Consider the following 22,976-nt stretch of genomic DNA (forward strand, 5'->3'; position numbering starts at 1 on the left):
AGCGTCCGTCCACGCCCGTTGAGCGGCAAAGTGGGCGACTTCCGCTGATCGGGCGGTCGCCGCTCAGCGGAACGTCGCGAGCCAGTCCGTGACCGCGGCCTGCAGCTGCGTGTCGTCGACGACGGTGTCCGGCTGGATCGGGACCCCGTACCGTTTGCCGGTGCGATCGGCGTCGACGGCGACGGTCAGGTTCACCACCGCTCCGTCGTAGAGGCGGAGCGGCTGGTTGGCGGTGCTGAAGCCGTAACTCGGCTGCCCGAACACGTGCACGTCCGCTTGGCCGATGAACGCGATCGCGACCGCTTCGGCGGAGCTGCCGGTCATCCCGTCGATCAGCACGGCGATGGGGCCGTCCACCTTCTGCTGCGGACTCGTCGCCGCGGCCTGCTGCGCACCATCCGAGGAGACCGTGCCGCCGTCCACCGATACCACGGTGGATCGGTCGACGGCTTCGAACGTCTCGACCGTGCCGTCGTCCAACAGCGGTGCGACGGCCGCGAGCATCGGCCAGACGTTGCCGCCGTGGTTGTCGCGGAGGTCGACGACCCAGTCGGTCGTGCTGGGCGCCGCGTCTGCGATGGCGGTCGTCACCGTGTCGATGTACCGCTGGCCGAAGGAGTCCGGCCCCGTCCCGCCGCCGATCAGGGTCGGCAGGCGGATGGTCGTCACGCCGTCGGTGCTGGTCACGGTCGGGAGCTCGTTGTCCGCTTCGTTCCCGGAGGATGGCCCGAACTGCTCCGCGGCCGCAGCGGGATCGGCGAACGTCGTGTGGGGGCCGCCCAGTTCGGATGCCGCTGCGGCGAGCGGCCCATAGGTGTCGGTGTACACGTCGGCGTCGGCGACCTCGGAGAGCACTCGCGCCCGGACCTCCGCGTACCGCTTCGGCGTCGCCTCGATGCCCTGGCGCATGCCGTCGAGCGCGACCTCCGCGTAGGTCTGCGGCGACGGCGGGACGAGGTAGATCCCGAACGACCGCAGGAGCGGTGCGGCGACGATCGCGCCACCCACGATCACCGCGAGGAGCGACGCCGCGACGACGCCGACGATGCGGCCCCGTCGTCGTCTCCGCCCGGTGATCGGCTGCTGCAGGGGAGGGTGGTGACGGGTGGTTCGGGGCATGCTTCCACGCTACGAACCGCTGCCGCCCGAGGCGTCCGTCCGCAGGACGATCCCGCCTCGTGGACGTCATCCGCGGGCGGGATCGTGGTGCGGCGGTTCGGCGGTCAGCGCCAGTAGCCGTTCGCTGCGGCGACGGTCTGGAAGTTGATCGCGATCACCTGGGAGGCGCCCATCAGGCTGTCGGCGTTCTCCGCATAGGCGACCCGCAGACGTGCGCGGACGTCCGCGTCAGGCTGGGTCATCTTGACGCCGGTTCTCGACAGCTTGATGGCGAGCGCATAGCCATCCTCCGGTGTGGCGGCCAGCAGGGTGGGGAGCCAGGATTCGGTCATCGGGACCACCCCGCTCAGGCTGCAGGGCGAAGCGCCACGGTCGGGAAGTCGACCGGCACCTCGAGCGCGACGTTGAGGTAGTTCGTGAACAGGTTCAGGGCGACCTGGCCCACGATCTCGACGATCTGTTCGTCGGTGACGCCGTGCGAGCGCAGCGCTTCGACGTCGGAGGACGGGACCTGACCCCGGAGCTCGACGAGCCGCAGCGCGAAGGCGAGGATGGCGGCGGTCTTCGGGTCGTGGGACTGCCCGGTCTGCGCAGCCGCCATGGCGTCACGGCTGACACCGGCCTTCCGGCCGAGCGCGGAGTGCGCGGCGAGGCAGTACTCGCAGGAGTTGCGGTTGGCGACGGCGACGGCGATCTGCTCGCCGAGGGCTGCGCCGAGCGAGCTGCTCGCGCCGAACGCGCCGAAGGCCGACCACATGCTCGTCAGGGCAGCGGGCGAGTTCGCGACGGTCTTGAACATTGCCGGAACGGTGCCGAAGGCGGCGCGGATCTGGTCGAGCTGCTCCTTGGTGGTTCCGGTCGCGGTCTCGGGATCGACGAGGGGGATGAGTGACATGGCTGGGTTCCTCTTCTGACTGGCCCGGTGTCTCCGGGGGTGATCCCATCCTGCGCGCCGACACCGGACGATTCGTTGCAATACGTCTGGACTTCGGTGCAGATCGTCTGAGATGCTGGCGGTATGTACCCCGTGGACCGCCTGTCGTCGATGCTCGAACAGTTCCGGATCCGGGCGAGCCTCTTCCACGCGGGCCCGCTGTGCGGCGTCACCACGTTCGCGGCGAGCCCCGGGCGCGGCTTCCTGCACGTGCTCCGCGACGGCGAGATGACCGTCACGCATCAGCACGCCGACGGCCGGATGGAGACCGTCGAGGTCGATCGCCCGAGCCTGCTGTTCTACCCGAGGCCGCTGGAACACGCCTTCCACAACGCGCCGACCGAGGACTCCGAATTCGCCTGCGCCACCATCGACGTCGAGGGCGGTGCCACACATCCGCTCCTCCTCGCGTTGCCGCCGGTCGTCGTGATCCCGCTCGACGCAGTGACAACGCTCCGGCCCGCCCTCGATCTCCTCTTCACCGAGGTCGACGCCGGTGCCTGCGGGCAGCGGGTCATCGTCGACCGGCTGTTCGAGGTGGTCCTCATGCAACTGTTCCGCTGGATGCTCGACCACACGGACGAGGTCGGGTTGCCGGCGGGCCTCCTCACCGGGCTGGCGGATCCCGCGCTGGCACGCACGCTCGTCGCCATCCACGAGGCGCCGGGTGAGCCGTGGACGTTGACGTCGATGGCGGAGGAGGCACGGCTGTCGAGAAGCACGTTCGCGGCTCGGTTCGCCGCGCTGGTCGGGATGCCTCCCGCCGAGTACCTCACCAGCTGGCGCGTGACGCTCGCGCAGGGCATGCTCCGTGCCGGGGAGCCGGTCGGCCGCACCGCCTCGCGCCTCGGGTACGCCAGTGCGCCGGCGTTCTCGCGCGCCTTCTCGCAGCGCGTCGGGTCATCGCCGCGGGCCTGGTCGGCCTCCGCGCTGTCGGCTGACGCGGTGGCCGTGCGGCCGTCAGGGCTGGCATGATGCCACGATGAGAAGCCACCACGTCAGTCGGGTCATCGCCGCCTCGCCGGAAGCCGTCTACGAGTACGCGTCGGACGTCGACAACCTGCCGCGCTGGGCCGCCGGGCTCGCGCAGGCCGCGGTGGTGCGCGAGGGGGACTCCCTGTTCGTCGAATCGCCGATGGGCCGCGTGGAGGTCCGGTTCGTCGAGCACAACCGGTTCGGTGTGCTCGATCACGACGTCACCCTGCCCACGGGCACGGTGGTCACGAACCCCGTGCGGGTCCTGTCGCACCCGGAGGGCGCGGAGGTCGTCTTCACGGTCCGCCAGATCGAGCTCGACGACGACGAGTTCGCCCGCGACATCGAGCTCGTCTCGAAAGACCTCGAGCGGCTCGACCAGCAGATCACCGGGCAGGAGTGACCAGCGGCCGAGCGAGGTGACCGCATCTCATCGGTTCGTGAGTGGTCGCACCCGATCTCGCGATAGCGTCCTCCACATGGAATCGCTCGTGCAGCAACGACTCGCCTTCGAACGCGAGCGCCTCACCGGCTGGGTGCTGTTCGCCGCCGGTCTGCTGTTCGCCGTCGGATGCGTCTGGTTCGCCGTCACCGGCATGACCGTGAGCTGGGCGATGGCGGTGCTCTGGGTCGTCTGGGCGTGCTTCGGCATCAGGCGGGTGATGCGTGCGCGCCGCCGGCAGCGTTCGTTCGAGCTGGAACATGGCCCGACCGCCGGTGTTCGTCGATGACCCGGAGCATCGGCAGCACCGTCGCCATCGCTCTCACCGGTGGTTTGTTGCTCGGCCTCGTGGGGTGTGCCGCAACCGCCCCCTCCTCTTCGCCTTCCCCGAGCGTCGTGGCCTCCACCTCTCCGTCGTCACCGCCCATCCCCGCACCCGACCGCTCGGCGGAGTTCCAAGTGCTGGAGGCCGAGTTCGGCGCGCGCGTCGGGGTCAGCGCGATCGACACCGGGTCCGGGGCCCGCTTGTCCTACCGGGCCGATGAGCGCTTCGGATACGCCTCGACGATCAAGGCGCTCGCCGCAGCCGTCTTTTTCCAGGAGGTGCCCGCCGCGGCGCGGGAGGAGCTCGTCACCTGGTCGGCGGAGGACGTCGAGGCGGCCGGCTACTCACCGGTGACGAGCGAGCACATCGACACCGGCCTCACCCTGTCGCAACTCGCCGAAGCCGCGGTCCGCCAGAGCGACAACACGGCGCTCAACCTCGTCCTCGCCCGGATAGGCGGGCCGAGCGGACTGGACGCGGCGCTCGCCGACCTCGGTGACAAGGTGATCGCGGTGGTCAACGCGGAGCCGACGCTCAACGTGATCGAGCCCGGCAGCACCGAGGACACCAGCACGCCCGCCGCGTTCGCCGACGACCTCTCCCGCCTCATCGACGGTTCCGTGCTGGAGTCCGCCGACCAGGAGACGCTCCTCACCTGGATGAGCGGGAACGCGACCGGCGACACCCTGATCCGAGCCGGCGCGCCCGCCGACTGGCCGGTGGCCGACAAGTCGGGTGGCGCGGGTGGCATCCGAAACGATGTCGCGATCATCCGTCCGCCGGGTCGGGAGCCGATCATCCTGTCGATCTTCACCACCACCCTGGACCCCGACGCCGACTATGACGACGCGCTCGTCGCGGCGGTCGCGAAGGCCGCGCTCTCCGCGTTCGCATCCTGACCGCTGGTTCCCAGCTCGGTCGGCCAGGATGCCCGCATGACGACACCGGTGCTCGCCCTGATCTGCTTCCTCGGTATCGCCATGCCCATGGCGCTGGGGCTGTTGCGGAGCCAGCGTCAGCGTGGCCGCCGGGCGAGCGGTCACGGGTCCGCCGCTAAGGGATGAGTCGCTGGTCGCGCAGCTCCTGGAAGATGCCGAGGAACATCGCCTCGGTGTCGACGTACTCGTGGAACCCGGCTCGCCGGGACTTCGAGGTGTCTGCGATGACGTCGTAGTCCCACGCGAACACGAAGTCGCCGAACGTCCATGAGGAGACGTCCCGATAGGGCGTGGCGACGAGCCCGTGCCGGTCGACCATCGCGTTCCACAGGGCCTCCTTGTCGGCCATGACCTCGGCGAGCTGCATCTCCAACGGTGGCGCGACCTCGAGGTCGAAGAACGCGGCGATCTTCGGCCACATCGACGACCACCGGAACAGGTCGCCGTTCGTGATGTTGAACGCCTGGTCGCGGGCGTCATCGGTGGTCGCCGCCCACACCGTCGCCTTCGCGAGGAGGTCCGCGTCGGTCATCTCGATGAGGCTCGTGTAGGCGCCGGGTCGGCCGGGGAAGCGCAACGGGATGCCGAGTTCCTTGCTCATCGACGCGTAGACGGCGATGACCATGGCGAGGTTCATGGGGTTGCCCAGGCCGATCCCGGCGACGACCGAGGGGCGCAGTGCCGACCAGGACCAGCTCGCCCCGTCGCGTCGGCGTTCGAGGAACTGCTGCTGGTCGACGTTGAATTCGGGCGGCATGTGCGGCGGGTCGGACTCCTTCGCCGGTGTCGCGAAGGGTCCGAGGTGCGCGCCGTAGACCTTGTAACCCTGCATGAGGCTGATGTGCTCGAGGTGCGTCGCGACGGGTTCGACGGCGTCGACGACGTTCGTGAGCATGGCGAGGTTCGGGGCGACGAGTTCGGCCCAGCTCGGGCGGTCCTGGTAGGCGGCGTAGAAGACGTGGGTCACCTCGGTCAGGCCGTGCAGGGCCTGCATGGTCACGTCGCGGTCGAGCAGGTCGACGGCGATGTGGCGGACGGCACCTCGGTCCGTTCCGCCGCGGCGCGACAGACCGATGACGTCCCACCCGAGCGTCTCGAGGTGGGCGATGAGGTTCCCGCCGATGACGCCGCGGGCGCCGACGACGAGTGCTGTGTGTTGCGTCATGTCTTCTCCATCGTTAGATCGTGATTTACCGATGCACAGTCTCACACAACATCGGTGAATCGCGATATAGCGATAGACTTGGGCCATGGTGAACGCAGATGAGCCTGATCTGGTGGCGGTGTTCAAGGCGCTCGGGCATCCGACGCGCCTCGCGATCCTCGGGTGGCTGAAGGACCCCGAATCGTTCCCGCCACAGGATCGGCCGGCGAGCGAGGTGGGCGTCTGCCTGAAGCACATCCAGGCGCGGGCGGAGGTCTCCCAGTCGACCGCTTCGCAGTTCATGGCGACCCTGCAGCGCGCCGGCCTGGTGACGTGCACCCGCATCGGCCAGTGGTCGCACTATCAGCGCGACGAAGCGGCGATCGAGGCGCTCGGTCGGCGGCTGTCGCTCGACCTCTAGCGGCAGCCGGCTGCAGGTATCACCATGGTCGGCCGAGGGCAAGAGTGCGGACGGCCTTCGTGCGCGCGCATACGCTCCTGGGATCCGGCTCATCGAAAGGAACCCCATGGACCTCGGAGCACTCGGGGGCTACCGCCTGCCCGCCGCCATCAGTAAGGCGTACGGCGTCACGACCGCCCAGGAACTCGCCGACCAGCTCGGCGTGACGAAGGCGCCGACGCCGGCGCTCGGACCGGACGCGGACTCGGCGTACCAAGCCCTGCGCCGGGGTGACTCCGGGCCTGCGCGGCGACTGCTCGTCGACGACTTGGGCATCAGTGAGGCCAAGGCCGACGAGGCGCTCGCGAAGCTCCCGTCGCTCTGACCCGCACCGGCCGCGACCGCGTGGCCGGTGATGCAGCGACCTCGGCGTCGGTTGTTTCCTTTGGGGAAACACTGTGATAGTTTCTCCAGACGCAACGACTGGAGGTCGATCATGGATCATGAAGACGCACAGGACCGCTTGAACCAGGCGCGAGACGCCTCACGCCGCTCCGCCCGCGAGGGAGCACTCACCACCGCGATCCTCACTGCGGTGCTCATCATCGCGCTCGGGGTCGTCGTCGACCTCGACATGGTCTGGCTGCTCGGACTCGTCGCCATCGGCTTCGTCGCCCTGTCCCTTGCGCGGCCGGTGCGACTCCGCCTCGACTGGTCTGACCGGAGGGGCGTCCTGCTGCTCACCGCGAGTGGCGTGGCCGTCGCCGTGGTCTACGTCGTGACCCAATGGATCGCCCGCTCCGCAGGCGTCCCCGTACCCAACACGGTGTCGGCCGTCGTCGCAGCCGTGGTCGTGTTCGCCGCCTGCCTGCCCGCGCTGGTGCGGCTAGCGAACGGCTCCGCGACGCTGGGCGGGCGGTCGGGGTCGCGCGATGTCTGACGAGCACCGAGCCGAAGACGCCGCCATCAGCCGTCCTGCGCTGAACCCGCTCTTCCACGAGCCCGCACGCCTCGCCCTGCTGTCCGCGCTCGCTCCCGCCGAATACGCCGACTTCGCCTCGCTCCTGCGCATCACCGGCGTCAGTAAGTCGGCGCTCTCGAAGCACCTCTCGGCGCTCGCCGATGCCGGGGTGGTCGAGGTCGGGAAGAGTGACACCGACCGGCGCGGTCGCCGCATCGCCCTCACCGCGGAGGGCAGGGTCGCCTTCGAGTCCTATCTCGACGCCCTCGCCGCCATCGTCGAGCGCGCCCGGCGCTGACGCTGACGCACCGCCGATCCGGCCCTCCTGCGGACTTCCGACGCCCGTCGAAGGCCAGTCCATCCCGGCCGACGTACGGTGGGTCCACGTCGTCGGACGACGAGGCGAGGAAGGGATCCACCATGGACGATGTCGAGCAGTTCATCAAGCCGGATGTCGCGCCGTCCGGCCCCGGCTGCGTCGAGTGCGAGGCGACCGACAGCTGGTGGCTGCACTTGCGCCGCTGCACGTTCTGCGGCCACATCGGGTGCTGCGACGACTCCTTGAACAAGCACGCCACGAAGCACGCGACCGCGACCGGCCACCGGGTGATCCGCAGCTACGAACCGGGCGAGGACTGGTTCTACGACTACGGCACGGAGGAGTCGTTCGCCGGTCCCACGCTCGCGCCCCCGCTCAGCCACCCACGATCGCAGACGGTCCCCGGTCCACGTGAGCGGGTGCCGGCCGACTGGGAACGTCTGCTCGGTTCATGACCGCTGTGGGTGAGGTGGCGACGGCGCCGTTGCTCGTGTTCGAGCGGTCGTTCGGGCGCGAGGCGTTCGCGATCCGCGACTACCTCACGCGCAGCGGCGTCCCGTTCGAGACGGTCCTCATCGAGACCGAGGAGGACTGCCGCGACCAGCTCGGCGCCGGGTTGACGGAGACCCGCCTCCCGGTCGTCGTCTTCCCGGACGGCACCCGGCTCGCCGATCCGACCCCGGCGCAGATCGCGGAGCACTTCGGGTGGATCAAGCGCCCGAAGCGCAGCGAGTACGACGTCCTGGTCTACGGTGCCGGCCCGGCTGGGCTCTCCGCAGCCGTCTATGCGGCGTCCGAGGGCCTCGACGTCGCCGTCGTCGAACGCGACGCCGTCGGTGGTCAGGCCGGTTCGAGCAGCCTCATCGAGAACTACCTCGGCTTCGCGCACGGCATCTCCGGGGCGGCGCTCGCCGAACAGGCGCGACGACAGGCGATCGCGTTCGGCGCCGAACTCCTCGTCATGCGGCACAGCCTGAGCCGCAGTTTCGGCGACCACCACATGCAGGCGGAGTTGGCGGACGGCTCCCGGCTGTCCGCGCGGGCGGTCATCTGCGCCACCGGGGTGCAGTGGCGTCGGCTGGGCCTGCCACTCGAGGACGAGCTCGAGGGGTCCGGCGTGTTCTACGGCGCCGGCACAAGCGAGGCGTCGTCCTGCGTCGGCGAGCACGTCTACATCGTCGGGGGAGCGAACTCAGCCGGGCAGGCGGCGATGAACCTCGCGGCCAATGCCGAGCTGGTCACGGTCCTCGTCCGTGGTCCGTCGCTGTCCTCGACCATGTCGACCTACCTCCTCCGTCGCCTGCTCGCGGCTCCGAACATCGAGATCCTCGTCGACACCAGGGTCACGGCGCTCCACGGAGACGACCGTCTCCGCGCGCTCACCATCGCGTCCGCGGGGACGACCACCGAGGTGCCGGCCGCGCGCCTGTTCATCTGCATCGGCGGCCGGCCCAACACCGCCTGGGCGGAGGATTCGGCGGTCGCGCTCGACAGCCGGGGCTTCCTGCTGACGGGCGGAGACCTCCTGCCGGACCACCTCACCCGATGGCCGCTCGCGCGTCAGCCGATGCACCTGGAGACGAACCAACCCGGAGTGTTCGCCGCGGGCGACGTCCGTGCCAACTCGATCAAACGCGTGGCCTCAGCGGTCGGCGAGGGCGCCATGGCGGTCTCGCTCACCCACCGCTATCTGGCCGAGACGTACGGGTAGGCGGGGGTAGACGCGAGGCCGGGACCCCGGTGGCCGCTCCGCCTCGTCAGGCCCGCCGGGCCGCCCGACGCGTCATCGCGACACCGGCGAGCACCGTCGTCACCAGCACGAGCGAGACGAAGATGAGCAGCACCTCGATCTCGGGCGCGAAGGTCAGGGCGAACCCGATGGCGAGCACCGGGAGCGCGAGCCCGCAGTAGGCGATGAGGAAGACGAGCGACAGGGTCTCGCCGCGGCGGGCCGGGTCCGCGAGGGACGCGGGGTTCTCCTAGCGCACTGGCATGCCGTTCCAATTCCAGAACCGAACCTGGTTGTCACTCAGTAATCACGCCGCCTAGCGACGCTGCCCGCGGATCGGAGCGGCAAGCTGCACATGGCGCTCAGCGCTCTTCACACAGAAGCCTGCCTCGTTTTCCCACGAGTGGACACGCCGAGCGCGACGAGATGCGTCTTCTCCTACCTCCCCGCGCAAGGATGGTGACCATGACCGGACGTGTGGCAGTGCTTCTCGGCGCGGGCGCATCCGCAGACGCAGGGCTCCCGCTCACCGTCTCCCTAGCCGAACGCGTTGTTCAGGCCGCAAATCAAGGTCAAAGCGCCGGGGCGGACTGGGTGCGGGCGCTGAACTTCGTCTATGGATCCATGGTCGGGTACGCGGCTGACGACGGTAACAACCCGCTCGACGCCGTGAACATCGAGCGCCTGATATCCGCTCTACGTCTCCTTCAGGCAGCTAAGACGCATGAAGCCGCACCGTTCGTCGCCTCCTGGAAGCCGGGCGCACTCGGGGTCGGCTCCCCGCGCATACCCGACTACCTGGGCAGAGACGTAATTCGTGCGCTATCGCCCGACCGTGCTACGCGGGGCCCCTCGGCCTCCTCTGTGACGAGCGCCATCTCTCAACTAGCGCGAGCAGCCACTCAAACACCTGGGAGCCAGCCCTTCCGCACTGCAGAAGAACAGATCTTGTTCAAGCTGAGGGACATCCTCAGCGCCGTGCAAACGGTCGAGTACCTGACCCCTCTCGCGCAACTCGCTCAGGATCAGGCTGGTGGCCTCGACGTCATAACGCTCAACTATGACCCGACAATCGAGGAGCTCGCGGCGAGTACGAATACGCCGATTGATCGCGGCATCGAACGGTGGACACCGGGCGTCGAGCTCATCTTCGATCAAGTGGATGGCCGACTGAACCTCTACAAACTTCACGGATCGCTTGATTGGGAACTCGATTCGACGACCTATCCGATGGGAGCTCCCGCGATCGTCGTGACGTTGTCTGACACGCTTGGCGCCGCAGACCTCGACGACTACGGCCGCCCCAGGCGGCCCTGGATTGTTGTCGGTGAACGCGAGAAGCTCTCGGCGGACGGCCCGATGCTCGCGTTGCTGCGAGCTGCTGAGAATGCGCTGCGCTGCGCTTCGCATTTGGTCGTTGTCGGATACTCCTTCGCAGACCCCCACATCAACGCATTGATACGTGACTGGTTGCTCGCGGATCCCGCGCGGACGATCGGCATTGTCGAGAAGACCTGGCGTCCTGGGAACTCGGACTTCCTCAAAAACCTCCTCGGTGCGTTCGGCTCAAATCAGGATGGTCGAGACTCTCGAGTGATTCCAACGATCGGCACAGCAAATGAGGTGCTCGCCGTTGCACTCGGGCGCAGACCGCAGCCAACCCCCGCGGGCTACGTGGCTGCGATGGTGGGCGAACGTGATAACGACGTCGTGCGCGTCGACTTGAGCCTGATGGGAATATCCGCCACCAGCGCGACAGTATCGGTGGTAAGCGAAGACCCGGATGGCGGGGGCGACGTCTTCCGTGGTCATCAACGACATCCGGTATCCCTGGATCGGGAAAAGCTGATCTTGACGACGGGATACTCCTACAGCGCCATGTACCTGGAGGTGAGCGATTGGGGAACCGCCGAACCTGTCCAGGTCTACACCGCCCTCCTTGGGCGCACTGAACTCACGATCGAACTCTCTGTTGCTCGAATTGACAGCAACGTCCCTCAGCTGGTGCATGTGCCCCTCACTATCGGTTAGCAATCCCCCCTCGCGCACGTGAGCCCGCCGGGCCCAAATTCTGACAGTTGCTAGGCCTTTCCCGGAGGGGGACGCCTGAGGCGGCGGCGGTCGTGCCGCCGCCTCAGACAGTGGCCAGCTGGGCCTTCCGGCTAGCTAGTTCCCTGTGCTGCTACCCGCCCCAGAGCGGCTTGATCAGGTCCAAGACGAGCTTGCCGATCGTGTAGATCGGACCCACCCACTTCACCCAGTCGAGGCGCTTCCGGGAGGGGCTGTGACATGCGCAATTGCAGGTCATGTGCCTCACCAGCCTTCGTCAATGCCGACGGATACGAAGGACGGTTGAGCCGGGAGCGGTCGACCTCACCGTGGGCCCTGGCGGGCTTGCACAGGCGATTTCGACCGCGTACAGTTCCAGGTGAAGTGTCTGGGATCTGTCGCATCCCGTGCTCTCCCGTCTGGGAAGCAAGAATGAGCTCGGAACCGCTGGAACGGTTCTGGGCTTTTTTCTTGCCACAAGGGTTGGCACTCGGCGTGCACCTTCCCTCAGCTTGTGGCTGGCGATGAGACGTGACGCCTCTCGCCAGAGGTCGCGCGATCATGGTGTCCCACTGTCGTTGGACGCCGTGGCAGTGGCCGTATTCTTGGTCTTCGCAGCCGCGCTGGTGAACTTCGGCGGACGTTTCGAGTGCTTCTTCCTCGACTTCAACGACCACTCCCCCATGAGCGAGTACATGCGTTGCTCCCGCAGACCGATCGCCGACTTCGGGTCGACGACCCAGTCCGATTCGTACGTCAGGATCTTCGCCTTGACGAGTTCGCTGAGCCCGCGCTTCGCCGTCGACGCTGAGATCCCGTACCACTGCGGTACGCGTTCCGCCGGCAGCTTGAACGTGTGATCAAGGGACAGACAGATGAGCAGCATCGCCTTCGCCGGCAACGACATGGTCAGGTAGTGATCGTCTCGCCAGTACGACAGCGGAAGCTGGAACCACGTGCCGTGTGACTCCGTCTTCGGCCGTGTGTAGGCGCTGCCATCTCCGGACTCATCGAGGAGGATGTAGGACATCATGTTGTCCTTGCGCTTGCGATCGACGAGGTGCAATTCCACCAACCGCCGGACGATCTTTGACCATGTCGACTTTGCGATCTCGATGGAACCCTGTTCGTCGCCGGCACCCACGTTGATGTCAAGACCGAGCGCTCGGACCCAGGTCTGCGCCGGGTAGGTCGCGTCGTACGGGTCGCTACTCGAGGCGAGCGCGTGGATCAACAGGAATGCGTCGAGATAGCTCGCGGTCCGCGACCGTACGATCCTCGCAAGTGGGCCGGCAAGTGTGCCGTCCTCGCCTTCTGTCTTCGACTGGACGAACCGGGTGCGGATTGGAACGTAGCTGCGGGTGGTTCCGTCGAGCATCGCTTGGAGGAATTCCTCGCGCGCCGGCAGGGCAGGCCGCTCTGTCGTCGGAGCTGGCCGTTCGGCCTGTAGTGGCTTCTTCACCGCCGCCCCTGGATTGTCTTGTCGTTTCTTCATGACGCCAGACTACACCAGGGTCGGCTCCGTCTAAACTTGCCAGCCTGCATGTCTTGACCTGTGGGACCCGTCTATTCGAGCACATCCCAGTACCCGTTCGAGCTCGTACTAGCTCATCCCATCTCCGGGTAGGGGGTCTTGCCCGCACTGCACCGATGAGCCGCCCATGGGAGCAGCATATCCGAGCCGTCGCTACGGATCATGGCAGCCGATCGCACGTCGGCCCTTGCACCTCGAGAAAAACCCGCTCGGTGTGTTTGCAGCCGGTGACGTCCGTGCCAACTCCATCAAGCGGGTCACATAGGTCGTCGGCGAAGGGGCGATGTTGGTCGCCCTCGTCTATCGATACCCCTCCGACACCGCCCGCTCCGCGGCAGTCGGCCTCGTCAGGCCCGCCGGGCCGCCCGCCGCGTCATCGCGACACCGGCGAGCACCGTCGTCACCAGCACGAGCGAGACGAAGATGAGGAGCACCTCGATCTCGGGCGCGAAGGTCAGGGCGAACCCGATGGCGAGCACCGGGAGCGCGAGCCCGCAGTAGGCGATGAGGAAGACGAGCGACAGGGTCTCCCCACGGCGGGCCGGGTCAGCGAGGGACGCGGCCGTGGCGATGGCCGACTTGAAGAGGACGCCGACGCCGAGCCCGGCGATGATCCCGCCGACGATGAAGACGCCAAGCTGCGGGAGCACCGCGCCGGCGGCGACGGCGGCGAGACCGATGCCGCAGCTGATGGTCGCGATGAGGAGCTGGCGCTGCAGCGGCAGTCGGGCGAGGAGCACTTGTCCGATGGCCGCCGCCCCGAACACGGAGAACGTCGTCGCCCCGGCGAGGAGGTGGTCCGGTTCGTCGAAGGTGCCGATGAGGATGGTGGGCGCGAGCGAGGTGAACAGGCCGAGCAGCGCGAAGCCGGCGAAGGCCCCGAAGCCGGCCGCGACGAAGGCTCCCCGGGAGGACGCCGGTACCGCGAGCCGCTGCGGTCGATACCGTCGCTTCGATTCGCTCTGCTCGACGGTCTCCGGCACCGCGGCGATCACGATCCCGGCGACGATGAGCGCGACCAGGAACACCGCGTGGGGGAGGACCAGCGGATTCGGGAGGAACTCCGCGAAGAGACCACCGATGAGCGGACCGAGCGCCAGGCCGCCGAGGTTGCTGGCCCCGGCGACGGACGCGGCGACCACCGCGTTCTCGTCCGGCTTGGCAACCGCGCGCAGCTCGCCGAGGTGCGCGGTCGCGGTCGCGGTGAGGACGCCGATGCTGACGCCGTTGACCACGCGGGCGACGATCAGCCCCTCGACGCTGTTCCACAGGAGGAACAGGACGGCCGAGAGGGCGGAGATGAGGATCGCGATGAGCAGCATGCGCCGTCGTCCGACCCAGTCGCTGATGTGGCCGACGAAGAACAGGCTGAACACGACCCCCACGGCGTACGCGGCGAAGATGACCGTGATGGTCGAGACGGGGAAGCCGTCCTTCGCCTGATACAGCGCGTACAGCGGTGTCGGGACGGTCGAGTACGCCATCACGAGCAGGAAGGTGGTCGCGACGATCCAGAATCCGGCGCCGTGGGACACGCGGGATCTGTTCGGGACGGAGGAGGTCGTCATCGGGTCGCCCGGCTCTCGGTCGTCGCCGTCGTCAGGGGAGGATCGAGTCGACGTAGCCGCCGTCGACGCGGAGGGCGCCGCCGGTGGTGCCGGACGCGAGGGGCGACGACAGGTAGACGACGAGGTTGGCGATCTCGATCGGTTCGAGGAGCCGTCCGATGAGCGACTGCGGACGGTGCAGCCGCATGAACTCACGCTGGGCTGCGTCCCAGTCGAGTTCGTCGCCGACGAGCTGCCGCACGAACGTCTCGACGCCGGGTGTGTGCGTCGGGCCCGCGATCACCGAGTTGACCGTCACCCCGGTGCCGGCCGCCGCCTTCGCGAAGCCGCGGCTCACAGCGAGGAGCGCGGTCTTGGACACGCCGTAGTGGATCATCTCCTCGGGGATGACCACGGCCGAGTCGCTGGCGATGTTGATCACGCGACCCCACCCGCGGGCGGACATGCCGGGGAGCAGGAGCCGGGTGAGGCGTGCGGCAGCCAGCACGTTGACCTCGAGCATCGACCGCCACTGCTCGTCGGTGATGCCGAGGGGCGGCACCGCTTCGAAGATCCCGAGGTTGTTGACGAGGATGTCGACGTGGCCGGCCTCGGCGACCAGCTGCTCCGCACCCTCGGCGGTGCTCGCATCGGCGGTGATCCCCCGGACCGACTCGACCGACTCCTCGTCGAGTGACAGGACGGCCGCTTCGAGCCGGTCGGCGTCGCGCCCGTTGATGATGACGTCCGCACCGGCCTCCACGAGTCGTGCCGCGATCGCGTAGCCGATGCCGCTCGTCGAACCGGTCACGAGGGCGGTGCGGCCCGTCAGATCGAGGGGGATGGATCCTGCGCGTTCGAGTCGCATGGGAGAGCTCCTTGGGCGTCGTGACGGTGGTCGGAAGCCCGGGTCGCGGACCTGCCGGTCCGAGCGTACGCCGCGATCGGAGAGCCGTCGTCGGACGGGTGTCGCCGAGGTCTTCGACAGACGTCGAAACCGGTGGTGGTCGTGCCGCGGATCGTCGGGCAGGATGAGGGGATGAGCCCGCCCCAGCCGGTGACCCGACCACGGGATGGGCTCGGTACGCCTCCACGGCGGCGCCGGGTCGGGGTCTTCCTGTTCGACCAGGTGAAGACGCTCGACTTCGTCGGCCCGGCGGAGGTGTTCACCGAGGCCAACCAACGTGTCGACGGCTACGACGTCCGGTTCTTCTCCCACGACGGGCGCGACGTCGTCACATCGATGGGCTTGCGCGTCGGTGTCGATGCCGCCGCGGCGGACAGCGGTCCGCTCGACCTCGTGATCGTCCCCGGGAGTGAATCGGCTCCGCAGGTGTACCGACCGGACGAGGTGCAGGACGCGGTCCGGCTCCTCGCGTCGCGCGCCGACCGGGTGGCGTCGATCTGCAGCGGCGCGTTCGCCCTCGCGGTCACGGGGCTCCTCGACGGCAAGTCGGCGACGACCCACTGGAAGTTCACCGGCGCCCTGGCGGCCGCCTACCCGTCGATCGACGTGCGACCGGACTCGATCTTCGTCCGCGACGGCGACACCTACTCCTCCGCCGGAGTCGCCGCCGGGATCGATCTCGCGCTCGCCATCGTGGAGGAGGACCACGGCGCGGACGTCGCCCGGTCCATCGCCCAGCTGCTGCTCGTCTACATGCGGCGCTCCGGCGGACAGTCGCAGTTCTCCGCCTCCGTCCGGGCGAAGCCGGCGCGCACCTCGATCGCGAAGGCCGTCGCCGACTACATCCACGGCGACCCCACCCGGGCGGGCTCGCTCGCCGACATCGCCGCGCACGCGAACGTCGGTGTCCGCCACCTCAACCGGGTCATCCGGGACGAGCTCGGCATGACGCCGATCCAATACGTCGGGTCGCTCCGGCTCGACGTCGCGCTCGGCATGCTGGAGGCCGGCGACACGGTGGGCGAGGTGGCCGCCGCCGCCGGGTACGCCAGCCCGATCGCCTTCCGTCGCGCGTTCGCCGCGCGGTACAACACGACCCCCTCGGAGTACCAGCGTCGGTTCCGGACGACCGGGGCCGGAGCGGTCGAGACGTCCCTCCCGTCCCAGGTGCCCCAGGCCGGCGCAGCAGCCGACCTCGGTTCGCCGCTCCAGCGCTCGCCGCGCTAGCGGATCGCGATGGCCGCCTCCGGCGTCACGACCCGGAAGCTGAACGACTCCTCGAGGTAGAGACTGACCGAGTCCGCGGTGTGCGCCGCATACCCGAGGGCGATGTCCTGACCGGACTCGAAGAGGAAGTCGCCACCACGACGGCTGATGACGACGGCGCCCTCGATGCCCGGCGTCCACACGATCCCGCCGCCGAGGATCGACTCCAGGTGGGAGGAGAGTCGTGCGCCACCGGCGTCGTTCCCACCCGCGACGGACACCCAGCCGGGCGTGTCCACGGCCAGCGCGTAGGGGCCGCCGATCCCGGCGCGGGCGAGCGTCTCCACGGCCGCGGCCACCACCTGGGCGAAGCGGGTGGGATCGTCCTCGCGTGGCAACGGCTGGTGCGGGGAGGCGGCCGAGACCCCCGTGTACCCCGCCGCAGGCCACTCCGCGAGGATCGCCGTGTTCTCGACGGTCGAGAGGCTCGTGACCGCGTCGTCGAGCGGCGAGAGGTCCACGTCGAGTGCTCCCCTGGCGGCGCTGTCCAGCTCACCTCGGGAGAGGACGAAGTCCGCGCGCACCTCGGTCAGCGGGAGGACGGTGCGTCGGCGGGCGATCACCCCGTCGAGCGGTGCGTCGACGACCGCACCGACGCGCCCGACGTCGGTGCTCGAGTGCTCCCAGCCGAGCGGCCCGGCGAAGTCGACGACGCGCCGACCACCGAGGACCGGGGTCAGTCTCGTGCGCGCCTCGTCGTCGAGCATCTGCCAGGTCTCCGCGGTGATCGGGGCGAGGTGGCGGAAGAGGTGGTTCATGACGTCGTCCTTTCGTCGGCTGAGCGGAGCGACCCGAGGCCGAGGGAGCCGTCGGCGGGGGATGCCGGCGTCACGGGTGTGGCGGCGGGCGTGGGCGCGGTGGTCGGGGCGTCGGGCCCTGCGGGGTCCGGATCGTCGTCCATCGCCTCGAGGAACGCGGCGCTCGGCGCGAAGAACACCGAACCGGTCTCCGCGGTCGAGAAGTCGAGGAGCCGGTCGTGCAGGCCGGGAGGATCACCGATGAACATCCGCTGCAGCATCCGTTCGATCACCCAGAGTCGCCGGGTGTACCCGATGAAGTACGTGCCGAACTCGCCGTGGGCCGGGCTGCCGAACGGCATGTTGTCCCGGAGGATGTCGTGTTCGGCGCCGTCGACCACGATCGTCGACAGGGTCTTGTGCGACTTCTGGCCGCTCTCGGCGTCGTCGAGCTCGATGTTCTCGGCCTTCGTGCGACCGATGATCGCCTCTTGCTGCTCGGTCGTGAGTGCCCGCCACCGGTCCAAGGGGTGCGTGTACTTCTGCACGACGACGTAACTGCCTCCAGCGAACGCGGGATCCTCGTCGCCGACGAGGGTCGCGTCGGGGAGGGCCTGGCCGACGGGGTTCGCGGTGCCGTCGACGAACCCGAGCAGGTCCCGCACGTCGAAGGAGCGGAATCCGACGGTCTCGTCAACGACCTCGACGGCGTCGCCGAGCAGGTCGAGGAGCTGCCGCTCGAACTCGAAGCAGAGGTCCCGTCGCGCGGCTCGGATGTGGAGCAGCACGTCGCCGGGCGTCGACGGCGCAGTGTGCCGGTCGCCGACGACCGTCGGGAAGACGTGGAGTTCGCTGGGCAGTGGACCTCGGGTGAGTTCGCCCCAGACCCGCGCCCCGATCCCGACGGTGCACGACAGGGCGGCGTCGAGGTCTCGGAAGGCGACGTTCTTGAGCACGTCCGCGACGCTCGCCAGGGTGCTGCGGACGGTGTCCATGGCGCCCTCCGCGTCGCTCACGGTCAGCACGAGGAACACGGCCGTCCCGCTGAGCGGTGCGTCGACGGCCTGCGGCTCGATCGGGACCCGGCGTGAGGAACTCGTCATCCCGGCACCTCTTCGGCACCGGCGGTGCGCGGATGCAGCTGCCGGACCGGGGCGATCGCCCGTCGGGTGTCCCGTGCTCGCCGGGTCCCGGACCGGGCCGACGGGCGACCCGACGCCGGCGTCCGGTCGTCCCACAGGCGCAGCAGCTTCAGCGTCAGGTGCAGCGTGCTCCGTTTCCAGCCGTCGGCGAGTGCCTCCCGCACGACCTCCGGCATCGTGTCCAGGCGGTAGTAGAGCGTCGTGCGGTGGATGTGCAGGCGCTCGCAGGCGGCGACGACGTTGCAGCCGGCGTCGAGGTAGGTCTCGATGGTCTCCAGGCGGACGGGGTCGGCGTGCCGCAACTCGTCCGCGGCCGGAGACACCGCGGAGATGAGCGAGGGGTCCGCCTCGATCGCGTGCAGCAACCGCCAACCGCCGAGCTCCTCGGCGCGGCTCGAACCGACCGCCTGGCCGACCTGCCCCACGATGTCGGCCGCCGTGCGTGCCTCGTCGACCGCGCGCAGCAGATCGTCCTCGTCGGCGTGGAGGGAGGCGGATCCGATCGCGGACACCCGGACCCCGGTCGGGACGACGGAGCCGATCCAGTCGGCGACGGTCCCGGGTGCCCGGCGTTCCGAGGTCACCAGGACGAACTCGCCGAGCTGCTCGAGCACGATCGTGTGGTCCCGGCCGCCGTGCCGGAGGGCGCGCGCGAACTCGTCGCGCTGTTGGACGCTCGTCGTGGAGAGCAGGACGGAGCGCACGACGACGTCGCCGTACGCGTCGAGCCAGCGTCGGGTCCGAGCGGTGTGCAGGGCGCGCCGCCGACGGTCGCGGTGGTCGCAGAGCAGGTCGCCGAGGACGAAGGCCCGGTCGTCGGGGACGGACCAGGCGTTGCCCATGGTGTCGCTCGTGCTGCGTTCGCCGTTCATCGGTGCCCCTCCGCGCGGATGGATACGAGTGCTGTCCCGCTCAAGCTAGGGCGGTGGGCCCCGGCGAGCGTGGCCCGCCGAGAACCACCCTGCGGATCAGGGCCGGAGTGGCGTGATGCCCTGTGCCTCCCTCGGGAAGGTCGCGAGGGTCGCCTCGTCGATGTTGAGGTGCGCCGCGACGAGCGACGGTGGGACGTGCGCCAACCAGTTCGCGAGCGAGACCTCCTCGTACCGGTCGGTGCGGAACACCTCGAGGAACTGGAGGACGTCGTCGCCGGTGTTCTCGACGTAGTGCCCGAGGTTCTTCTTCACGACGCCGATGTCGCCCGGGCGGAAGTCGGTCGTGTTCGCGTGCGGGCCGGTGTTGAAGACGGTCATGCGGGCGGATCCGCGCAGGTAGTACTGCCACTCGTCGGCGTTCGGGTGCCAGTGCAGCTCCCGCATCGAGCCGGGCTCGACGGTGACGAGCGCGGCGGCGACGGACTGCGACAGCGGGAAGTTGGTGCTGTCGGCGATCTGGATGCTGCCGCCGCTGTTGCGGTGGAGCGGCTTCGACCGGGAGAGGCGGAAGATGATCGGTTCGGAGGCGCCCCACTCCACGCCGGCGTCCTCCTGGTCCTTCGCGAGCGGGCCCGGCTCGTCACCGGGGAAGATCCACAGGTTGTGCAGCGGGATGTCCGTGAAGGTCTCCTGCGCGACGCCGAAGTTCTTGGCCAGGACGTCCGGGGGCGTGTGCGCGAACCAGTCCGTGAGGAGCAGGGTGTTCGACTCCGACTGCTCACCGTCGTCGAAGGCGAGCACGAACTCGGCGCCGTCGGGTCCGAGGCCCTGCAGGGAGTGCGGCGTGCCCGCAGGGAAGAACCAGAGGTCGCCCTCCTCGACGTCCTCCACGCTCGGCAGCCCGGATCGGCTCAGCGTGGTCACCCGGCACTTCCCCCGGGTCATGACGGCCCACTCCGCCGTCTGGTGCCAGTGCAGCTCGCGGATGCCGCCGGCCTCGAGGTACATGTTGACGCCGGCGATCTCGTCGGAGATCGCGAAGTCCTGCTTCGTCACCTCGCGCGCCCAGCCGCCGTCCTGGACGCGACGGGGCGAGATGTTGAAGGACGACCAGAAGAACGCCTGCGTGCTGATGTCGGTGCCGGGAGCGTCGATCTGATTCGGGAACTGACTCGCGATGGCCGGGTTCTGCGGTCCTGTCATCCGCGTGCTCTGCGGATGGAGGAGGGTGTTCTCCTCGCCCTCCGCCGGAAGGTCCGGGTTGCCCAACCGTGGGGCGTCGTGGTGGGGGACGGTGGCGTCCGTCGAGTCCATGGTGATCCTCCTCCTCCTGCTGCCGCGGTGCGGGGCCGATGCCCTCCAGCAGACCAGCAGGCGGTGGTGGCGGCTTCCTGCGGACGTCGGAACCTCGTCCGACACGGGTCCCGGACGGATCAGTCCTCGTCCGGTCGGGGCTCGTCCGACACCCGCTCGGCGAGGCGCGCCAGCAGGGCTTCGGAGTCCTCGTCGCAGGCCCGCCAGATCACCAGGCTCAGACCGAAGTGCTCGGGGACCTGGAGTTGCAGGTACCGCAGTTCGAGCGGACCCACCTCGGCGAGCGTGAAGGTGAAGGTCTCCGCAGCACCCGGTTCGGCCCCGGCATCGAGGTCGATCCAGGCCCGCGCGAACCCGCGGTTGCCGGCGCGCAGCTCGTCCACGAGGCGCTCGAAGACGTCGTCCCACTCGTGCGTGCCGAGCGAGTTGCGCAATGCGCCGACGACGTGGTCGGTGACGAGCTCGGGTTCGGGGCTGGCGCGGAGGACCTCCGGTCTGAGGAAGGTCGATCGCAGCAGGTTGGCCCCCGGACGGAACGCCACCGACAGCGACCGCGCGAGCCGGTTCGCATGGAGCACGGTGAAGTGCCGGTCGTGGATGAACGCCGGAACCGCCGACCAGGCGTCGACGAGGTCCACCAGGTCCCGCGGGAGCTGTTCGGACGGTTCGTGCCCAGCCATGCGACCACGATAGTGACGGACCGCGGAACCCGGGTGGGACGCGCAGGGCCACGATCGCGACACGGCCGAGGACGCTTCGACATGTCCAGAAACAGCCCAGAACGGACCGGGAACGGATGCATCGGTCGGCCCGGGATCGGCGATGATGGGCTTCGACTCCATTCGCTCTCTCAGACGGACGTGGCGATGCCCTCAACTCGGTTCTCGAATGCGCTCGGCGAGTTCCTCCGCGCTCGCCGCGAGGTCGTGCAGCCCGAACAGGTCGGGATCCGTGGTGGAGCCAGTCGTCGGGTGCCTGGGTTGCGCCGCGAGGAGGTCGCCCACCTCGCGAGCATCAGTCCCGAGTACTACCTGCGGATCGAGCAGGGACGTGTGCGGCGGCCGTCCGAACAGGTGCTGCTGGGCCTCGCCAGGGCGTTGCTGCTCGACGACAACGGCCGGCGGTACCTGCTCCGCCTCGTCAGCCCGAGGCCGTTCATCCGCGCGGTCGACGAGCGCGCGTTCGAGGTCGACGAACGGGTCGCCCGGTTGCTCACGCACTGGTCGGCCACGCCCGCGTACGTGAGCGACCGCAACCAGTACGTCCTCGCGGCGAACCCGCTCGCCCGGGCGTGGGTCCCGGCCGGCATGCTCGACCCTGGGGTCAACCTGCTCGTGTCCGCGTTCGAGCAGTACGCCGACTTCCGGGCGGGCACCCCGCCCGAAGCACCGGAGTACGACCGCATCCACCGGGAGTGGGAGGGGACGCTCCGAGACCTCACCGCGCCGCTGCGCTACTACGGGCGACCGGAGGATCCGCGCCTGCAGGAGATCGTCGGCATGTTGTCGGCAAGGCATCCGGTGTTCCGGACCATCTGGGCCGAGCACCTCGTCAAACCGCAGACGTCGAAGCACACCCGCACGTTCATCGAGCCGCTCGGCTGGATCGACTTCCGGTCGCAGACCTTCGAGGTCCCGCAGACCGATCAATTCCTCACGGTGTTCTTCGGTGAGCGCGGCTCAGCGGCCGCGGCGGCGATCGCCTACCTGGCCGCCGGAGAGGCTGTTCAGGGGGCCGACACCGGATCGCCCGGCGAGACCGCGTCGTCTTCGATGACGTCCGCAGAGAGTCGCCGCAACGCCGCTCGCGCGGCCGGTCCGGACGGGACGAACACCATCAGGAGGTCGCCCTCCGGGCCCGGGGCGCTCAGCACGTTGTAGACCATCCGGATGTCGCCGACCGGTGTCGGGAAGTGGATGGGCCCGGAGGTCTCCACCGCTTCCTCCGACGCGGCCCAGGTCCGGGCGAAGTCACGCGACATCGCCGAGAGCTCGCCGACGATCCGTGCCGACGCCCGATCGGTGTCGTGTTCGTCGACCGAGCGCTTGAGGAGTACCGCCGTCGTCGCGGACATCCGGTTCCAGACGGCGTCCTCGGCCACGCGGTCTGGAGAGAGGAAGGCGAAGCGGGCCAGGTTGACGCCGGCTTGGAACGCCGGCGACAGGCGTGAGGCAGCCGGGTTGGCCTCGATGACGTCGAGGGTCCGGTCGCAGAGCACGACGGGCACCTCGCGCCAGGAGGCGATGAAGTCCCTGACCCGGTCCCGGCGTGCTCGGACGCCCTCGTTCGCGATCATGGGTCAACGGTAGGCCTTGGCGTCAC

Annotated in this window: 27 protein-coding genes and 1 pseudogene; 14 read left to right on the forward strand and 14 right to left on the reverse strand. The window is 69.0% G+C overall.

Going from position 1 to position 22,976, the window contains the following annotated elements; genetic code table 11:
- Nucleotides 1–63 precede the first annotated feature (63 nt).
- From QRN27_RS12145 to QRN27_RS12155, 3 genes are all read right to left on the reverse strand, one after another.
- The gene (locus tag QRN27_RS12145; RefSeq protein WP_285042438.1) at nucleotides 64–1,119 is read right to left on the reverse strand and encodes a S41 family peptidase; all 1,056 of its coding nucleotides are present in this window, start codon (nucleotides 1,117–1,119) and stop codon (nucleotides 64–66) included.
- Nucleotides 1,120–1,223: 104 nt separating this feature from the next.
- On the reverse strand, nucleotides 1,224–1,451 hold the full coding sequence (locus QRN27_RS12150; protein ID WP_056011878.1) for a hexameric tyrosine-coordinated heme protein: 228 nt from the start codon (nucleotides 1,449–1,451) through the stop codon (nucleotides 1,224–1,226).
- Between the two features lie 14 nt (nucleotides 1,452–1,465).
- Nucleotides 1,466–2,014, reverse strand: a complete 549-nt coding sequence (locus QRN27_RS12155; protein WP_056010419.1) for a carboxymuconolactone decarboxylase family protein — start codon at nucleotides 2,012–2,014, stop codon at nucleotides 1,466–1,468.
- 123 nt (nucleotides 2,015–2,137) lie between these two features.
- On the opposite strand from QRN27_RS12155, the gene QRN27_RS12160 reads away from it, so the two are divergent.
- From QRN27_RS12160 to QRN27_RS12180, 5 genes are all read left to right on the forward strand, one after another.
- Nucleotides 2,138–3,028, forward strand: coding sequence for an AraC family transcriptional regulator (locus QRN27_RS12160; RefSeq protein WP_056780681.1), 891 nt, complete (start codon nucleotides 2,138–2,140; stop codon nucleotides 3,026–3,028).
- Nucleotides 3,029–3,035: 7 nt separating this feature from the next.
- On the forward strand, nucleotides 3,036–3,431 hold the full coding sequence (locus QRN27_RS12165) for an SRPBCC family protein (RefSeq protein WP_285042439.1): 396 nt from the start codon (nucleotides 3,036–3,038) through the stop codon (nucleotides 3,429–3,431).
- Nucleotides 3,432–3,507: 76 nt separating this feature from the next.
- On the forward strand, nucleotides 3,508–3,759 hold the full coding sequence (locus tag QRN27_RS12170) for a hypothetical protein (RefSeq protein ID WP_285042440.1): 252 nt from the start codon (nucleotides 3,508–3,510) through the stop codon (nucleotides 3,757–3,759).
- Nucleotides 3,760–3,866: 107 nt separating this feature from the next.
- Nucleotides 3,867–4,694: a class A beta-lactamase gene (gene bla / locus QRN27_RS12175; RefSeq protein WP_285042441.1), complete on the forward strand. Its 828-nt coding sequence runs from the start codon at nucleotides 3,867–3,869 to the stop codon at nucleotides 4,692–4,694.
- Between the two features lie 36 nt (nucleotides 4,695–4,730).
- Nucleotides 4,731–4,859: a hypothetical protein gene (locus tag QRN27_RS12180; RefSeq protein ID WP_285042442.1), complete on the forward strand. Its 129-nt coding sequence runs from the start codon at nucleotides 4,731–4,733 to the stop codon at nucleotides 4,857–4,859.
- On the opposite strand, the gene QRN27_RS12185 is transcribed toward QRN27_RS12180, so the two are convergent.
- On the reverse strand, nucleotides 4,849–5,898 hold the full coding sequence (locus tag QRN27_RS12185; RefSeq protein WP_285042443.1) for an SDR family oxidoreductase: 1,050 nt from the start codon (nucleotides 5,896–5,898) through the stop codon (nucleotides 4,849–4,851). The genes QRN27_RS12180 and QRN27_RS12185 overlap by 11 nt on opposite strands.
- Nucleotides 5,899–5,983: 85 nt before the next feature.
- Between QRN27_RS12185 and QRN27_RS12190 the strand changes: the two genes are divergently transcribed.
- From QRN27_RS12190 to QRN27_RS12215, 6 genes are all read left to right on the forward strand, one after another.
- Nucleotides 5,984–6,298: an ArsR/SmtB family transcription factor gene (locus QRN27_RS12190; protein ID WP_285042444.1), complete on the forward strand. Its 315-nt coding sequence runs from the start codon at nucleotides 5,984–5,986 to the stop codon at nucleotides 6,296–6,298.
- A gap of 106 nt (nucleotides 6,299–6,404) precedes the next feature.
- On the forward strand, nucleotides 6,405–6,662 hold the full coding sequence (locus QRN27_RS12195) for a hypothetical protein (protein WP_285042445.1): 258 nt from the start codon (nucleotides 6,405–6,407) through the stop codon (nucleotides 6,660–6,662).
- 111 nt (nucleotides 6,663–6,773) lie between these two features.
- On the forward strand, nucleotides 6,774–7,217 hold the full coding sequence (locus tag QRN27_RS12200) for a hypothetical protein (protein ID WP_285042446.1): 444 nt from the start codon (nucleotides 6,774–6,776) through the stop codon (nucleotides 7,215–7,217).
- A complete protein-coding gene (locus QRN27_RS12205) occupies nucleotides 7,210–7,536 on the forward strand; it encodes a transcriptional regulator (RefSeq protein WP_285042447.1) in 327 nt (108 codons plus the stop codon). Before QRN27_RS12200 ends, QRN27_RS12205 begins: the two co-directional genes overlap by 8 nt.
- Nucleotides 7,537–7,658: 122 nt before the next feature.
- Nucleotides 7,659–8,012, forward strand: a complete 354-nt coding sequence (locus tag QRN27_RS12210) for a UBP-type zinc finger domain-containing protein (RefSeq protein WP_285042448.1) — start codon at nucleotides 7,659–7,661, stop codon at nucleotides 8,010–8,012.
- On the forward strand, nucleotides 8,009–9,268 hold the full coding sequence (locus QRN27_RS12215) for an FAD-dependent oxidoreductase (RefSeq protein ID WP_285042449.1): 1,260 nt from the start codon (nucleotides 8,009–8,011) through the stop codon (nucleotides 9,266–9,268). The genes QRN27_RS12210 and QRN27_RS12215 overlap by 4 nt, the downstream gene beginning before the upstream one ends.
- A gap of 46 nt (nucleotides 9,269–9,314) precedes the next feature.
- Here QRN27_RS12215 and QRN27_RS12220 read toward each other — a convergent pair whose 3' ends face one another.
- A complete protein-coding gene (locus QRN27_RS12220) occupies nucleotides 9,315–9,446 on the reverse strand; it encodes a hypothetical protein (protein WP_285042450.1) in 132 nt (43 codons plus the stop codon).
- A gap of 305 nt (nucleotides 9,447–9,751) precedes the next feature.
- On the opposite strand from QRN27_RS12220, the gene QRN27_RS12225 reads away from it, so the two are divergent.
- Nucleotides 9,752–11,317, forward strand: coding sequence for an SIR2 family protein (locus QRN27_RS12225; protein WP_285042451.1), 1,566 nt, complete (start codon nucleotides 9,752–9,754; stop codon nucleotides 11,315–11,317).
- A 577-nt stretch (nucleotides 11,318–11,894) separates the two neighbouring features.
- On the opposite strand, the gene QRN27_RS12230 is transcribed toward QRN27_RS12225, so the two are convergent.
- The 3 genes from QRN27_RS12230 to QRN27_RS12240 all read right to left on the reverse strand — a co-directional run bounded on the left by QRN27_RS12230 (nucleotide 11,895) and on the right by QRN27_RS12240 (nucleotide 15,284).
- Complete coding sequence (locus QRN27_RS12230) at nucleotides 11,895–12,830, reverse strand: hypothetical protein (RefSeq protein ID WP_285042452.1); 936 nt, start codon at nucleotides 12,828–12,830, stop codon at nucleotides 11,895–11,897.
- Between the two features lie 386 nt (nucleotides 12,831–13,216).
- Nucleotides 13,217–14,404, reverse strand: a complete 1,188-nt coding sequence (locus QRN27_RS12235) for an MFS transporter (protein ID WP_285042453.1) — start codon at nucleotides 14,402–14,404, stop codon at nucleotides 13,217–13,219.
- A gap of 64 nt (nucleotides 14,405–14,468) precedes the next feature.
- On the reverse strand, nucleotides 14,469–15,284 hold the full coding sequence (locus QRN27_RS12240) for an SDR family NAD(P)-dependent oxidoreductase (protein WP_502929521.1): 816 nt from the start codon (nucleotides 15,282–15,284) through the stop codon (nucleotides 14,469–14,471).
- 171 nt (nucleotides 15,285–15,455) lie between these two features.
- On the opposite strand from QRN27_RS12240, the gene QRN27_RS12245 reads away from it, so the two are divergent.
- A complete protein-coding gene (locus QRN27_RS12245) occupies nucleotides 15,456–16,550 on the forward strand; it encodes a GlxA family transcriptional regulator (RefSeq protein WP_285042454.1) in 1,095 nt (364 codons plus the stop codon).
- On the opposite strand, the gene QRN27_RS12250 is transcribed toward QRN27_RS12245, so the two are convergent.
- The 5 genes from QRN27_RS12250 to QRN27_RS12270 form a co-directional block, all read right to left on the reverse strand.
- Nucleotides 16,547–17,347: a family 1 encapsulin nanocompartment shell protein gene (locus QRN27_RS12250; RefSeq protein ID WP_285042455.1), complete on the reverse strand. Its 801-nt coding sequence runs from the start codon at nucleotides 17,345–17,347 to the stop codon at nucleotides 16,547–16,549. The two genes, QRN27_RS12245 and QRN27_RS12250, sit on opposite strands and share 4 nt — an antisense overlap.
- Entirely contained in the window at nucleotides 17,344–18,429 is a 1,086-nt protein-coding gene (locus QRN27_RS12255) for a Dyp-type peroxidase (protein ID WP_285042456.1), read from the reverse strand. Before QRN27_RS12255 ends, QRN27_RS12250 begins: the two co-directional genes overlap by 4 nt.
- Nucleotides 18,426–19,340, reverse strand: coding sequence for a PucR family transcriptional regulator (locus QRN27_RS12260; protein ID WP_285042457.1), 915 nt, complete (start codon nucleotides 19,338–19,340; stop codon nucleotides 18,426–18,428). Before QRN27_RS12260 ends, QRN27_RS12255 begins: the two co-directional genes overlap by 4 nt.
- A gap of 96 nt (nucleotides 19,341–19,436) precedes the next feature.
- Nucleotides 19,437–20,654: a cupin domain-containing protein gene (locus tag QRN27_RS12265; RefSeq protein ID WP_285042458.1), complete on the reverse strand. Its 1,218-nt coding sequence runs from the start codon at nucleotides 20,652–20,654 to the stop codon at nucleotides 19,437–19,439.
- Nucleotides 20,655–20,773: 119 nt separating this feature from the next.
- Nucleotides 20,774–21,334: an MmyB family transcriptional regulator gene (locus tag QRN27_RS12270; RefSeq protein ID WP_285042459.1), complete on the reverse strand. Its 561-nt coding sequence runs from the start codon at nucleotides 21,332–21,334 to the stop codon at nucleotides 20,774–20,776.
- Nucleotides 21,335–21,520: 186 nt separating this feature from the next.
- Between QRN27_RS12270 and QRN27_RS12275 the strand changes: the two are divergent.
- Nucleotides 21,521–22,342: pseudogene (locus tag QRN27_RS12275) on the forward strand (helix-turn-helix transcriptional regulator); the annotation flags it as partial.
- A 38-nt stretch (nucleotides 22,343–22,380) separates the two neighbouring features.
- On the opposite strand, the gene QRN27_RS12280 reads toward QRN27_RS12275, so the two are convergent.
- Nucleotides 22,381–22,950, reverse strand: a complete 570-nt coding sequence (locus QRN27_RS12280) for an MmyB family transcriptional regulator (RefSeq protein ID WP_502929522.1) — start codon at nucleotides 22,948–22,950, stop codon at nucleotides 22,381–22,383.
- Between the last annotated feature and the right edge of the window lie 26 nt (nucleotides 22,951–22,976).

The organism is Plantibacter sp. LMC-P-059a (assembly GCF_030209505.1).
Taxonomy (GTDB): domain Bacteria; phylum Actinomycetota; class Actinomycetes; order Actinomycetales; family Microbacteriaceae; genus Plantibacter.